At 64.5% G+C, this 12,978-nt stretch carries 12 protein-coding genes; 3 read left to right on the top strand and 9 right to left on the bottom strand.

Going from position 1 to position 12,978, the window contains the following annotated elements; all coding sequences use genetic code 11:
- Positions 1-194 precede the first annotated feature (194 nt).
- The 6 genes from E5P2_RS08545 to bfr form a co-directional block, all read right to left on the bottom strand.
- Entirely contained in the window at positions 195-1,559 is a 1,365-nt protein-coding gene (locus E5P2_RS08545; RefSeq protein ID WP_162566690.1) for a sulfite reductase subunit alpha, read from the bottom strand.
- Positions 1,556-2,569: an FAD:protein FMN transferase gene (locus E5P2_RS08550; protein WP_174262649.1), complete on the bottom strand. Its 1,014-nt coding sequence runs from the start codon at positions 2,567-2,569 to the stop codon at positions 1,556-1,558. Before E5P2_RS08550 ends, E5P2_RS08545 begins: the two co-directional genes overlap by 4 nt.
- 16 nt (positions 2,570-2,585) lie before the next feature.
- On the bottom strand, positions 2,586-3,395 hold the full coding sequence (locus tag E5P2_RS08555; RefSeq protein ID WP_162566691.1) for a DUF4198 domain-containing protein: 810 nt from the start codon (positions 3,393-3,395) through the stop codon (positions 2,586-2,588).
- Positions 3,396-3,432: 37 nt separating this feature from the next.
- A complete protein-coding gene (locus E5P2_RS08560; RefSeq protein WP_174262715.1) occupies positions 3,433-3,933 on the bottom strand; it encodes a DUF2271 domain-containing protein in 501 nt (166 codons plus the stop codon).
- A gap of 58 nt (positions 3,934-3,991) precedes the next feature.
- The gene (locus tag E5P2_RS08565) at positions 3,992-4,639 is read right to left on the bottom strand and encodes a PepSY-associated TM helix domain-containing protein (protein WP_162566693.1); all 648 of its coding nucleotides are present in this window, start codon (positions 4,637-4,639) and stop codon (positions 3,992-3,994) included.
- Positions 4,640-4,773: 134 nt separating this feature from the next.
- Entirely contained in the window at positions 4,774-5,250 is a 477-nt protein-coding gene (bfr, locus tag E5P2_RS08570) for a bacterioferritin (RefSeq protein ID WP_162566694.1), read from the bottom strand.
- Positions 5,251-5,494: 244 nt separating this feature from the next.
- On the opposite strand from bfr, the gene ahpC reads away from it, so the two are divergent.
- Both ahpC and ahpF read left to right on the top strand, forming a co-directional pair.
- Positions 5,495-6,067: an alkyl hydroperoxide reductase subunit C gene (gene ahpC, locus E5P2_RS08575; RefSeq protein WP_162566695.1), complete on the top strand. Its 573-nt coding sequence runs from the start codon at positions 5,495-5,497 to the stop codon at positions 6,065-6,067.
- 82 nt (positions 6,068-6,149) lie between these two features.
- Positions 6,150-7,739, top strand: coding sequence for an alkyl hydroperoxide reductase subunit F (ahpF, locus tag E5P2_RS08580; RefSeq protein ID WP_162566696.1), 1,590 nt, complete (start codon positions 6,150-6,152; stop codon positions 7,737-7,739).
- Positions 7,740-7,749: 10 nt separating this feature from the next.
- On the opposite strand, the gene E5P2_RS08585 is transcribed toward ahpF, so the two are convergent.
- The 3 genes from E5P2_RS08585 to ppsR form a co-directional block, all read right to left on the bottom strand.
- Entirely contained in the window at positions 7,750-8,739 is a 990-nt protein-coding gene (locus E5P2_RS08585; protein ID WP_232080625.1) for an FUSC family protein, read from the bottom strand.
- A 68-nt stretch (positions 8,740-8,807) separates the two neighbouring features.
- The gene (locus tag E5P2_RS08590; RefSeq protein ID WP_162566698.1) at positions 8,808-9,326 is read right to left on the bottom strand and encodes a MarR family winged helix-turn-helix transcriptional regulator; all 519 of its coding nucleotides are present in this window, start codon (positions 9,324-9,326) and stop codon (positions 8,808-8,810) included.
- Positions 9,327-9,394: 68 nt separating this feature from the next.
- The gene (ppsR, locus tag E5P2_RS08595) at positions 9,395-10,216 is read right to left on the bottom strand and encodes a posphoenolpyruvate synthetase regulatory kinase/phosphorylase PpsR (protein ID WP_162566699.1); all 822 of its coding nucleotides are present in this window, start codon (positions 10,214-10,216) and stop codon (positions 9,395-9,397) included.
- 188 nt (positions 10,217-10,404) lie between these two features.
- Here ppsR and ppsA point away from each other — a divergent pair, with 188 nt between their 5' ends.
- Positions 10,405-12,798, top strand: a complete 2,394-nt coding sequence (gene ppsA, locus E5P2_RS08600) for a phosphoenolpyruvate synthase (protein ID WP_162566700.1) — start codon at positions 10,405-10,407, stop codon at positions 12,796-12,798.
- Positions 12,799-12,978 lie beyond the last annotated feature (180 nt).

The following is a 12,978-nucleotide window of genomic DNA, read 5'->3' on the forward strand; positions in this document are numbered from 1 at the left end:
CGCGTTCTCGCTCGGAGAAGCAATCGGGACTGGCTGGTGAGTCGTTTACAAGATCTTTGTAAAGCGTAGTGAATGATAATTGTTCTCAACAACGAAAGCACGATGCACGGAAGCAGAACGCCTGTTTTGTTGTCGATCTACGACAACAAAATTACTGAGCATGAACTGACCGATATGCCGATTGCCGGTAACGTTCAGTAAATATCGCGTCTGTATCTGCCCGAAGCCGTGATGTCATGCCACAGCGCCTCCCCGGCAATCTCGCGCAGGGCGGCATCGACGCCCGTCGCCATGCCTTGCAGGCTGCCGCAGACGTAGACGGCAGCACCGTTCGCGAGCCATGCACGCAGTGATACCGCCGCTTGCAGCAGCCGGTGTTGAACGTAACGGCGCTCGGTTTGGTCGCGCGAGAAAACCATGTCGAGCCGCTGCAGCACCCCCGTGCCGAGCCAGTCTTCGAGTTCTTCGCGATAGAGGAAGTCGAATGCGGCTTGGCGTTCGCCGAACACCAGCCAGTTGTCGTGGCGCCCGACGGCCGCGCGCTGGTGCAGATGAGCGCGCAATCCGGCAAGGCCCGTGCCGTTGCCGATCAGGATCAGCGGCCTTTCTTCATTGCCGTCGAGGCGGAACGCACGGTGCGGCCGCAGCCGCAGGGCGATGCTGTCGCCAATCGACAGCGTCGAGGTGAGGAGGCCCGAGGCAGCGCCGAGCGTGCCGTCGGGATGGCGTTCCTGGCGGACCAACAGTTGCAGCTCGCCATCGCCATGGATCGACGAAATCGAATAATCGCGCGCGCGCCGCGGATCGCTCGCGACGGCGATCTGGACCAGATCGCCCGACTGCCACTCGGGCAGCGCGCCGGTTTCGGGGTGCAGCGCCAGATGGAACACCGGGCCACCGACGCTGCCGGGGTTCAGACGCTCGCGCGTGACCAGGCGCCAGGGCGCAAAGCCATCGTCGGTTTCCGCAATGGCGCCACCGAGGCTGCCCCATTGCGCGTGCCAGGTGGCGAGCGCTGCCGGGTCGCTGTTGTCGACATCGATGCGGTTGGCGTCTCGCTGTGCGCCCGTGGCAAACAGCCACTCGTCGAGCGCACGGCCGAAGGCGCAGAAGTTGGTGTATTGGCGATCGCCAAGCGCCAGCACGGCATAGCGCAGTAACGAAAGATCCGGCGATGCGTTCATCACGTGTTCGACGAACACGCTGGCGCCGTCGGCAGCGTCACCTTCGCCATAGGTGCTGGCCACGAAAAGAGCGCGCCGCGCCGCCGCCAGCGTGACAAAGTCCAGTGCATTGAGCTCGAGCACGCGCACCGGTGTGCCCGAAGCGTGCAGTTGGCGCGCGGTCTGCCGGGCGATCATTTCGGCCTGGCCGGTCTGACTTGCGAACAGGACGAGCGTGACGGGTGCAGAGGCATCGGGGCTGCCTGACAGCGCTGCGGCATCGCGCTCTGCCGTCAGCCGCAAGCGACGATGGCGTGCGTAGGTCGCAACGCACAGCGCCGCGTACGCCGCCACGGTGACGACTGCGCCGAACGCGCGCAACCCGGCTTCGTTCATGCACGAGTCGTGAGCATTTGCCAGGCGTGCGTCGCGCGTGCGCGTGACGCATCGATTGCCGCGCCGTCGCGACTGACGAACAGCGCGGCCAGATCGTGCTGCACGGCAAACGCCAGCCCTTCATCGGGACCGAGCACCGTCAACACCGTGGCCAGCGCATCGGCCTGCATGCACTGCGCATGCAGCACCGTGACGCTGGCCAATGCATGCGCCACCGGCTCGCCGGTGCGTGGGTCGATGGTGTGCGACCAGTGCCGCCCCGCGTGCCCGCGGCGGTGCCAGCGGTCGCCTGACGTGGCGATGGCCATGTCGGCTAGCGGCACGCGCTGCGCAGCATCGGCCTCGATCTGCAACTGCCACGGTGCGCCGCCGGGCCGACGGCCCATGCCGCGCAATTCGCCGCCGATCTCGAAAAGCAGATCGGTCAGCCCGAGCGCGCGCAGCGCATCGACGCCGTGATCGACCGCGAAGCCCTTGGCGATGCCCGAGAGGTCGAGCGTCATGCCGCCGGGCTGCCGAAGCGAGCCATCGTGCGCGTCGAAGCCGAGACGGCGCCAGCCCGTTCGTGCGCGCGCCCGGGCGAGTTCTTCAGACGAAGGCGGCTGCGCGTGCGCGTCGGGCCCGAAGCCCCAGCAGGCGACGAGAGGGCCGACGGTCGGATCGATCGCGTCGCCGCTGGCCTCGGCCCATCGAATGGCACACGCCAGGACCGACGCGAATTCGGCCCGCAGCAGGTGCCGCGATCCGGTCGGCGCGCGGTTGAAGCGAACGATGTCGGAGTCGTGCTCCCAGTGGCTCATCTGCGCGATGACACGCGCCAGCGCGCCTTCGACCGCCGCACGCACATCGACCAGCGGCAGCATGCACGGGTTGATGAAGCGCAGCGACCAGGTCGTGCCCATGGTCTGCCCGTGCAGCTCTTGCAGGCTGGCGGGATCGGCGCGGCGCGGCACGGCCGTGGCCGCGTTGGCGTATCCACCCGCGCGCCAGGTGCTGAACGAAAGACCCAAGGACGTCAGTGAAAAATCAGGGCATTACTTCCAGCGTGGCCGCGTAGCTCACACGGCGCTCCTTGGCTTTCGGCACCGTGGTCTTGCTGTCCCTGGTGCTGGCGTCGAGCCAGTACATGCCGGCGGCCGGCCAGGTCACGCTGAACTGCCCCTTGTCGTCGGTCTTGAGCTTGATCTCTCCAAGCTTGTCGCGGTATTGCGTGTTGCCGGCGGTCACGGTCACGTCGAGGCCCCGAGCGGGCTGGCCATCGAGGTTCAATGTGAAGGTGGTTTTCTCGCCCTTGACCAGGTCGGTCGGGCTGCCAGTGCTGATCAACTCCATCCCCTGGCCGATCGGCTTGAGCGGCGAGGGCTTGCCTACTGTCACGAAGGTCTCGACGCGGCCCATCATCTGCGACACGGCCACTTCCAACGCGTCGGCCGGGATTTCCTTGGCGATGGTCTCGGCCGAGCCGCGCGCGCGCTGGGTCTGGCCGGTGGCCTTGTCCTTCCAGCTCGCGAACGCGCCGGTGTTGACCACGGCGATGCGGTAGGTGCCGGGCTGCGTCATGTTCACGTCGAATACCGTGCGCTGCTTGAGCCCGGCTTCGTTGTCGGCCTTCAGGGCGCTGCCGTCGGGCGCGGTGATCTGCAGGCCGTCGAGGCGCATCGGGGCGTGGTTGGCGACGAACAGGTCGTTCGACACGGCGGCGTCCACGCTGACCGTGTCGGCCTTCGAGAACACGGTGGACGAGGGCAGCAACCAGAGGTTGTGGGCCTGGGCAGCGCCAGCAAGAGCGGCCAGTGCAAAGGCGAAGCCGGCGGCGCGACGGATGGTGCGGGTCATGACAGTTCCTTGAAGAATGGAGGGGCAGTGGCTCGAATCAGGGTTTGAGTTCGAGCTTGATTTCGCCGAGCTCTTCCTTTCCGCTCGCACTGGACTGCGATGCCGTGGTGGGCGGCCACTGGAAGGGGATGCTGACGACTTCACGGCCACCGACTTCGCGCGCAGCCTCGACCACGAATTTGTAGGCGCCAGGCGCCAGCTGCGGCATCGCACCCATGCCTTCGGTGAAGTTCAACTGCTGCTTGCCGGCCGGTTTGGTCGCACCCGTCACACCGTCGACCGGCATCGACAGTTCGCGACCGCCGCGACGCCACCATTGACGCAGGTCCTTGAGCCACTTGGCGCCTTCGCCTTCGGGGTTGTTCGTCCGGGTGCGCACGTCGTACCAGACGGCGAGCGTACCGGCCATGGAGTTGTCGGCGCGCTCGATCCACGCGGCCACGTAGGAGCGGTGGTATTCGGCAACGTTGAGGCGGGGGATCTCGATGCTGGCGCCGAGGCCGGCCGCGAAGGCGGGCGAGGCGAACAGGGCCGACATGGCGATCGGTGCGAGCGGGTAGCGAAGGTGCACAGGGGTCCTCTTGACTTCTCTTGAGCTAATGGATGAACAGCAATGCGAGCAGCACCGGCACGGCCAGGCCCATGCCCACCATCGGCCATGTGAAAGGGCGGTTGCCCGCATGCATCTTCAGAATGAACAGGCCGGTGATCGAAAAGACGAGCGCGGCGCCCGCGAAGAGGTCGATGAACCAGCTCCAAGCGCCGCCGGTGTTGCGCCCCTTATGCAGGTCGTTGAGGTAGGCGAGCCAGCCGCGGTCGGTGCGCTCGTACTCCACCTCGCCGTCGCTCAGGCTCAGGCGCAGCCAGGCGTCGCCGCCGGGACGCGGCAGCGACAGATAGATTTCGTCGTCGGCCCACTCGGCGGTGTGCCCGGTGGTGGAGATGGCCCAGGTCTTTTCCAGCCAGGCTCTGAGTTCGGCGGGCAGCGGCGCCTTCCCCTTTTGCGCCTTGACGGCGGGAAAGTCCTTTTCGAGGCTGGCCCGCAAAGCTTCGTCGACCGTGCCGACGAGATGCGTGACCACCGGCCTGGCCTCGATCAGGCCTGCGTGGTTCAGTGTGAAGCCCGTGACGCTGAACAGGATCATGCCGATCAGGCAGACCGCCGAACTGACCCAGTGCCATTCGTGCAAGGTCTTGAGCCAGTAGGCACGGCGGCGGTGATCGGGGCGGGCGGCGGCAGTCATTGAAGGCGCGGATTGTAGCCTTTGAATGAGAATGAATGCTATTTACAAGTTGTCAAGCTGAGCAAGACAGCCTTGTCCGCCATGAAAAACGGGACCGAAGTCCCGTCCATGTTCCAGTGCCCGAAGGGCCGGATCTATTCGGCCTCGCCCATCTGCGATTGCAGGTAGTTCTGGATGCCGACCTTGTCGACCAGGTCGATCTGGGTTTCGAGAAAATCGATGTGCTCCTCGGTGTCGTCGAGGATCTCCTGAAGCAGATCGCGCGACACATAGTCGCGCACCGTTTCGCAGTGGGCGATGCCGTCCTTGATGGTCGCTTGTGCGCCGGTTTCCGCCTTGAGGTCGCATTGCAGGATTTCCGGCACGTCCTCGCCGACGTTGAGCTTGGCCAGGTCCTGCAGATTCGGCAGGCCGTCCAGCATGAAGATGCGGTCCATCAATTTGTCGGCGTGCTTCATTTCGCCGATCGATTCCTCGTATTCCTTCTTGGCCAGCTTGTCCAAGCCCCAGTGCTTGAGCATGCGGTAGTGCAGGAAGTATTGGTTGATCGCCGTCAGTTCATTCTTGAGTTGCGCCTGGAGGTGGCCGATGACTTGGGGGTCGCCCTTCATGATTGCTTCTTCCTTGTTCTTCAAAGTACCGATTGTGGAAGTGCCTGGCCGCTGTGCGCAAGCAAACCCACGCTTTGCCGGTCTGCATGAGTTTGAGGTTGATAGCGTTTCGTATTGGGCAGGCGAGGTTTTGGCTAGTTCATAGGGGTGCCTGATGCTGATAATAGTTCACAACTATCGAAAATAGAAGATTATTAGTTATAATGAACACTCGTTTTATAGCAGCTACCAAGGAAATCGAAGCATGTCTCTGATCAACACCGAAATCGTCCCCTTCAAGGCCACCGCCTACCAAAACGGCAAGTTCGTGCCTGTAAGCAACGAGAACTTCAAGGGCAAGTGGTCCGTCGTCGTGTTCTATCCGGCCGATTTCACCTTCGTGTGCCCGACCGAGCTTGGCGATCTCGCGGACCATTACGCCGAATTCCAGAAGCTCGGCGTGGAGGTGTATGGCGTGTCGACCGACACCCACTTCACGCACAAGGCCTGGCATGACACGTCCGACACCATTGCCAAGGTGAAGTACCCGCTGATCGGCGACCCTAGCCAGCAGCTCGCACGTGCGTTCCAGGTTCTGATCGAAGACGGCGAAGACGCTGGCCTGGCCTACCGTGGCACTTTCGTGATCGATCCCGAAGGCAAGATCAAGACCATCGAAGTGCACGACAACGGCATCGGTCGCGATGCAGCCGAGCTGCTGCGACGCGTGAAGGCGGCCCAGTATGTGGCGGCGCACCCGGGCGAAGTCTGCCCGGCCAAGTGGACCGAAGGCGCCGAAACGCTCAAGCCTTCGCTCGACCTCGTCGGCAAGATCTAAGCCGACCTTTCGCGCCAGGGCCCGGGGCGCATTCGCTCCCGGGCCTTTTTCATTTCTTCAGCATTCGCAAAGTGAGTTCACCATGCTCGACGCCGGAACCCAATCCCAACTGAAAAGCTACCTTGATCGCATCACGCAGCCGATCGATATCGTTGCGTCGCTCGACGATGGAAAGGCATCGGGCGAATTGCAGTCCTTGCTGAAGGATGTTGCCGATTCGTCCGCGCTGGTGAAGGTCATCGAAAGCCGTGACGACAGTCACCGCAAGCCTTCGTTCTCGATCAATCGTCCCGGCGAAAACCATGGGCCGCGCTTCGCGGGTCTGCCGATGGGTCACGAATTCACCTCTCTCGTGCTGGCGTTGTTGCAGGTCGGTGGCTATCCGCCGAAGGTCGACGATGCCGTGCTACAGCAGATCCGTGCACTCGACGGTGATTTCCAGTTCGAAATCTACATCTCGCTCACCTGCCACAACTGCCCCGATGTCGTTCAGGCGCTCAATCTGATGGCGGTACAGAACCCGCGCATCAAGACCACGATGATCGACGGTGCGCTGTTCCAGGACGAAGTGAAGGAGCGCCGGATCATGGCTGTGCCGACGGTGTTCCTGAACGGCAGCGAGTTCGGCCAGGGCCGCATGAGCCTGGAGGAAATCCTCGCCAAGATCGACACCAGCGGGGTCGAACGCGAAGCGAAGAAGATCGCCGCCAAGGATCCGTTCGACGTGCTCATCGTCGGCGGTGGTCCCGCCGGTGCGGCGGCGGCCGTGTACGCGGCGCGCAAGGGCATCCGCACGGGCGTGGCGTCCGAGCGCTTCGGCGGGCAGGTACTCGACACCATGGGCATCGAGAACTTCATCTCGATCAAGGAAACCGAGGGGCCCCGATTCGCGCTCGCGCTCGAAGAGCACGTGCGCAACTACGAGGTCGACATCATGAATCTGCAGCGCGCTGCCGCGCTGGTCCCGGGCAAGGAATTCATCGAGGTCCAGCTCGAAAGCGGTGCCTCGCTCAAGAGTCGCTCGGTCGTGATCTCGACGGGCGCGCGCTGGCGCAACATCAACGTGCCGGGCGAGCACGAATACAAGAACAAGGGCGTGGCCTACTGTCCGCACTGCGATGGCCCGTTATTCAAGGGCAAGCGCGTCGCCGTGATCGGCGGCGGCAACTCGGGCGTCGAGGCGGCGATCGATCTTGCGGGCCTTGTCGCCCACGTCACGCTCATCGAGTACGACACCCAGTTGCGCGCCGATGCGGTGCTGCAGCGCAAGCTGCAGAGCCTGGCCAATGTCGAGGTCATCGTCAATGCACGGACGACGGAAATCACCGGCGACGGCCAGAAGGTCGATGGTCTGGTCTACAAGGATCGTGCGACCGACGCAAATCGAAAGGTCGCACTCGAGGGCGTGTTCGTGCAGATCGGCCTCGTTCCCAACACGGACTGGCTCAAGGGCACGGTCGAGCTTTCCAGGCATGGCGAGATCGTGGTCGACGCACGGGGCCAGACCTCGGTGCCTGGCGTGTTCGCGGCCGGCGATGCAACGACGGTGCCGTTCAAGCAGATCATCATCGCGGCCGGAGATGGCGCGAAAGCGGCGCTGAGCGCTTTCGATCATTTGATTCGCACCTCGGCGCCGGCGGAAGAAGCTGCGCTCGCGGCGGCAGCCGCCTGACCGGATGCGGCTAAGCCGTTGCGTTGGCTGCGGCGCGCAGGCGCGCAAGACCTGCGAGATCCTCCATCAGCAGGCGTGCGGCGGGTGCTACCCACGGGATCGGCGAACGGGCTGCGGCCGATTGCGCGGTGTCGCCAGGGGCACCTTGCGCACAGAAACGGCGCAGCGCGTTCAGATCGGGCGAGACCTCGGACTCCATGCTGTCCGCGGTAGTTTCCAATGCCCGGCCCGCGGCCAAGGCGAGGGCGCGCCATGCCGCGTCATCACGCGCCAATGGCGCGCTATCGACCAGCCGTGTGAACAGGGCCGCGTCCTGTGCGATGCGGGCTATCAACCGCGCGGTGCGCGCGCATTCGCCGTCGTTGCTGCGCGAGCTGCCTGGGCGCCGTAGCAGCCGTGCTTCGCGATCGGCGCTCACGGCCAGCAGGGCGAGTTCGCGCAATGCAAGCCGCAAGGCCGCCGCCGCGGCTTCTTTCTGCTGCGGCGCCGGAAGTTCGGTTCCGAGGTCGCGCTGCATCTCGCCCGCAATGTGCCGCAGCATCGCCGCACAGGCCGTGTCGAAGCGCGCGCGCGCATGCGAAGCCAGCCCGATCAGCGAGATGGCAAGGCCTGTCGCAACACCGATCGCGATTTCCATCACGCGAAGCAAGGCCACCCGCAGCGCTGGCTGGCCCGCCATGCCTCCGCTCGACAACACGATCAATGCCGTGATCGGCGCGCTGCGCATCGCAGGAAACCGGGCGCTCGAAAGCGCGAGCAGGGCCACGATGCCGAGTGTCGCGAGCGGCGTGGCCACGCCGATATGGTGCAACCAGACGCCGCCCAGTCCGAACAGGGTGCCTGCCAGGGTTCCGCGCATGCGCTCCCAGCCGGCGCCGAGCGTGGACCCGGCGGTCGGGCGCATCACGATCAGTGCGCTCATGACGGCCCACAGGCTTTCGGGCAGGCCGAGCGCGGCGGACGCGAGGTAGGAAACGAGCACCGCAATCGCGAGTTGCACACCATGGCGCCAGTTCGTGGGCCGCGCGTCCGTTTGCACGCGGGGAGAGCCCGCCGTAGCGGTTGCCGTCATTGCCGATCGCCCTTTGTCGAGGCCGCCGCGCTGCGCCCCGAGGGCGACGGCGACTCAGATGGTTGCCGATACGTACCCAGGCCGTCGGCGACGCGATCGATCAGATCGCAGGCAGCCAGCAACTGCGCGCGCTCCGCGCTGCTCAGGCGGACATCGAGAGCGGATGCGAGGGATGCCTCCCGGCGATGCACTTCCGCAGTGAGCAGCCGGGCGCCGGCGGCAGTGAGAGAAAGCACGGTCTGCCGCGCATCGCTGTCATGCCGTCGCCGTGCCACGCTGCCTTCGGCTTCCAGCTCTGCCAGCAATCTCGTCAGGGTCTGCAATTTGACGCGCTCATGCAAGGCGAGCTGCGTAGGCGTCAGCGGACCTCGGCGATAGAGCTGGCCCAGCACGCTGAGCTTGGCCGAGCCCGGAAGATCGCCGGTCGCCTGCACGCGCAGGTGGCGCGTCAGGTCCGAGACGGCCGCGCGAAGCCGGATGGCGACGTGCAGGGTATCGGCGGGCGTCTTTGGCATCGGCAGATCATAAGATTAATCTTAGCAAATGCCACGGCGCGGACATGCAGGCCGAATCGTTTCGCTCGTCAGTAAGTCAGGCGTTCCGGCCGCAGTTCCTGCAGGATCGTGGTGGCGATTTCCTCGATCGACTTGGTCGTCGTCGAGAGCCAGCGGATGCCCGCGCGCCGCATCATGGCTTCGGCCTCGCTGACTTCGTGGCGGCAGTTCGCCAGGCTCGCGTAGCGCGAGTTCGGGCGTCGTTCGTTGCGGATCTCGCTCAGGCGCTCGGGCTGGATCGTGAGCCCGAAGATCTTCTTTCGGTGCGGCAGCAGGGCAGGCGGCAACTGCCGGCGATCGAAGTCCTCGGGGATCAGCGGATAGTTCGCCGCCTTCAGGCCATGCTGCATGGCCAGATACAGCGAGGTGGGCGTCTTGCCGCTGCGGCTGACGCCGACCAGGATCACATCGGCGCTCTCCAGGTCGCGGTTGCTCTGGCCGTCGTCGTGCGCCAGGCTGAAATCGATGGCCTGGATGCGCGCGTTGTACTCCTTGCTCTTGCTCACGTCGCTGAAGCGTCCGATGCGGTGGTTCGACTTCATCGCCAGCTCGATCTCGAGCGGCCGTACGAAGGTGCCGAACATGTCGAGCAGCATGCCCTTGCAGCCGGTCTCGATCACCTCGAGCACGTCCATGTTGGCCAGCGTGGTGAACACGATGGGGCGCAGGCCTTCGAGTTCGCCCGTGTGGTTGATCTGCCGCACCGCCTGGTGCGCCTTGTCGACCGTGTCGGTGAACGGCAGCCGCACGTGGCGCGGCTTCATCTCGAACTGGGCCAGGACGGCATTGCCGAAGGTTTCGGCGGTGATACCGGTTCCGTCGGAAACGAAGAATACGGTGCGGGTGTGCATGGTTTGACGGCCTTGTCCTGCGGCGCACCGAACCGGCTCGCGCCTACAATTCGCCCCATTATCGGGAATGCGATCCGCCATTCCCTCCGAAATCCTTCCATGCATTCCTCGCCTGCGTCCAGAGCAAGAAGAACGATCGCGTCGGGCCGACTGCATGTTGCCTCGGTTTTAACTTCTGGAGCTTTCCCATGTCTGCACTCTTCGAAGCGACCGCCCTGGTCGTTGCGTTTGAAAACCTGAGGATGACCGACGTCGAGTCGGTCGGCGGCAAGAACGCCAGCCTCGGCGAGATGATTTCCCAACTGCCGCAGGGTGTGCGGGTCCCCACCGGGTTCGCGACCACCGCTCACGCGTTCCGCCAGTTCCTCGCGCACGACGGCCTGGCCGACAAGATCAGCGCGAAGCTGGCCAAGCTCGATACGGAAGATGTGCGGGCGTTGGCCGTGGCCGGCGCGGAAATCCGCGCCATGGTCGAAGCGCAGCCGTTCCCGGCCGACCTGAAAAAAGCCATCGAGGACGCCTTCGCCAAGCTGTCGGCCGGCAATCCGGAAGCCAGCTTCGCCGTTCGTTCCTCCGCCACCGCGGAGGATCTGCCGGATGCATCTTTCGCCGGCCAGCAGGAGACCTTCCTGAACGTGGTCGGCATCGACGACGTGCTTCACAAGATGAAGGAGGTCTTCGCTTCCCTCTACAACGACCGAGCGATCAGCTACCGGGTTCACAAGGGCTTCGCCCACGATGTCGTGGCGCTTTCCGCCGGCGTGCAGCGCATGGTGCGCAGCGACCTGGGGGCGGCGGGCGTGATGTTCACGATCGACACCGAATCCGGCTTCCAGGACGTCGTCTTCATCACCTCGAGCTACGGCCTCGGCGAGACCGTGGTACAGGGCGCCGTGAACCCCGACGAGTTCTACGTGCACAAGCCGACGCTCAGGGCCGGCAAGCGCGCGGTCATCCGCCGCAACCTGGGCTCCAAGCTGATCCAGATGGAGTTCGCGAGCGCCGCGGAGAAGGCCGCGAGCGGCAAGCTGGTGAAGACGACCGATGTGCCGACCGAGCAGCGCAACCGCTATTCGCTGACCGATGCCGATGTCGAGCAGCTCGCCAAATACGCGCTGGTGATCGAAGAACACTACGGCCGCCCGATGGACATCGAATGGGGCAAGGACGGCACCGATGGCCAGCTCTACATCCTGCAGGCGCGGCCTGAAACGGTGAAGAGCCAGCAGCAGGGCAAGGCCGAACAGCGCTACAAGCTGCTCGGAAAAGGCGCCGTGCTGGCCGAAGGCCGCGCGATCGGCCAGAAGATCGGCACCGGTCCCGTGCGTCTGGTCCACAACATCAGCGAGATGGACAAGGTGCAGGCTGGCGACGTGCTCGTGACCGACATGACCGACCCGAACTGGGAACCGGTGATGAAACGCGCCGCGGCCATCGTCACCAACCGGGGCGGCCGCACCTGCCATGCCGCGATCATCGCGCGCGAACTCGGCATCCCGGCGGTGGTCGGATGCGGCGACGCGACCGACCTGTTGAAGGAAGGCACGCTGGTCACGGTGAGCTGCGCGGAAGGCGATACCGGCTTCATCTACGACGGCCTGCTCGAGACCGAAGTGACCGAGGTCCGGCGCGGCGAGATGCCCGAGATCGATCTCAAGATCATGATGAACGTCGGCAATCCGCAGCTCGCCTTCGACTTCGCCCAGTTGCCGAACCACGGCGTCGGTCTGGCACGGCTCGAGTTCATCATCAACAACAACATCGGCGTGCACCCCAAGGCAATCCTCGACTATCCGAATGTCGATGCCGACCTCAAAAAGGCCGTCGAATCGGTGGCCCGCGGCCATGCCTCGCCGCGCGCTTTCTATGTCGACAAGGTGGCCGAAGGCATCGCGACCATCGGCGCGGCCTTCTGGCCCAAGCCGGTGATCGTGCGCCTGTCGGACTTCAAGTCCAATGAGTACCGCAAGTTGATCGGCGGCAGCCGCTACGAGCCCGAAGAAGAAAACCCGATGCTCGGCTTCCGCGGTGCCGCGCGCTACCTGAGCGAAGACTTTCGCGAAGCCTTCGAAATGGAGTGCGAGGCGCTCAAGCGCGTGCGCAACGACATGGGGCTCGTCAACGTGCAGATCATGGTGCCCTTCGTTCGCACGCTCGGCCAGGCCGAGCGCGTGACCGGCCTGCTTGGCGACCACGGCCTCAAACGGGGCGAGAACGAACTCAAGCTGATCATGATGTGCGAGGTGCCGAGCAACGCCATCCTGCCCGAGGAGTTCCTGCAGTATTTCGACGGCTTTTCGATCGGCTCGAACGACCTGACGCAGCTCACGCTCGGCCTCGATCGCGATTCGGGCCTGGAACTGCTGGCGGCGGATTTCGACGAGCGCGATCCGGCGGTCAAAGCCCTGCTCAGCCGGGTCATCAAGGCCTGCAAGGCGCAAGGCAAGTACGTCGGCATCTGCGGGCAAGGCCCGAGCGACCACCCCGATTTCGCGTTATGGCTGGCCGAGCAGGGCATCGAGTCGATCTCGCTGAATCCCGACAGCGTGATCGATACCTGGCAGCAGCTCGCACAGCGCTGAGGACCCGGAGCGGCGAGCGCGCCATGCGCTCACCGCCACTTTCATCACGCCTTCGGCTGTAATTTTGATGTCAGCCGCGCGTTGTTGAAACAGAGTGCTTCTTTGGTGTCAGACTGGCATTCGCAGGGCGGAACCTCGGAGCATTTTTCAAGCAGGTCACACAGAAACCTCGCGCCTCCG

Source organism: Variovorax sp. SRS16, assembly GCF_901827165.1.
Taxonomy (GTDB): Bacteria; Pseudomonadota; Gammaproteobacteria; order Burkholderiales; family Burkholderiaceae_C; genus Variovorax.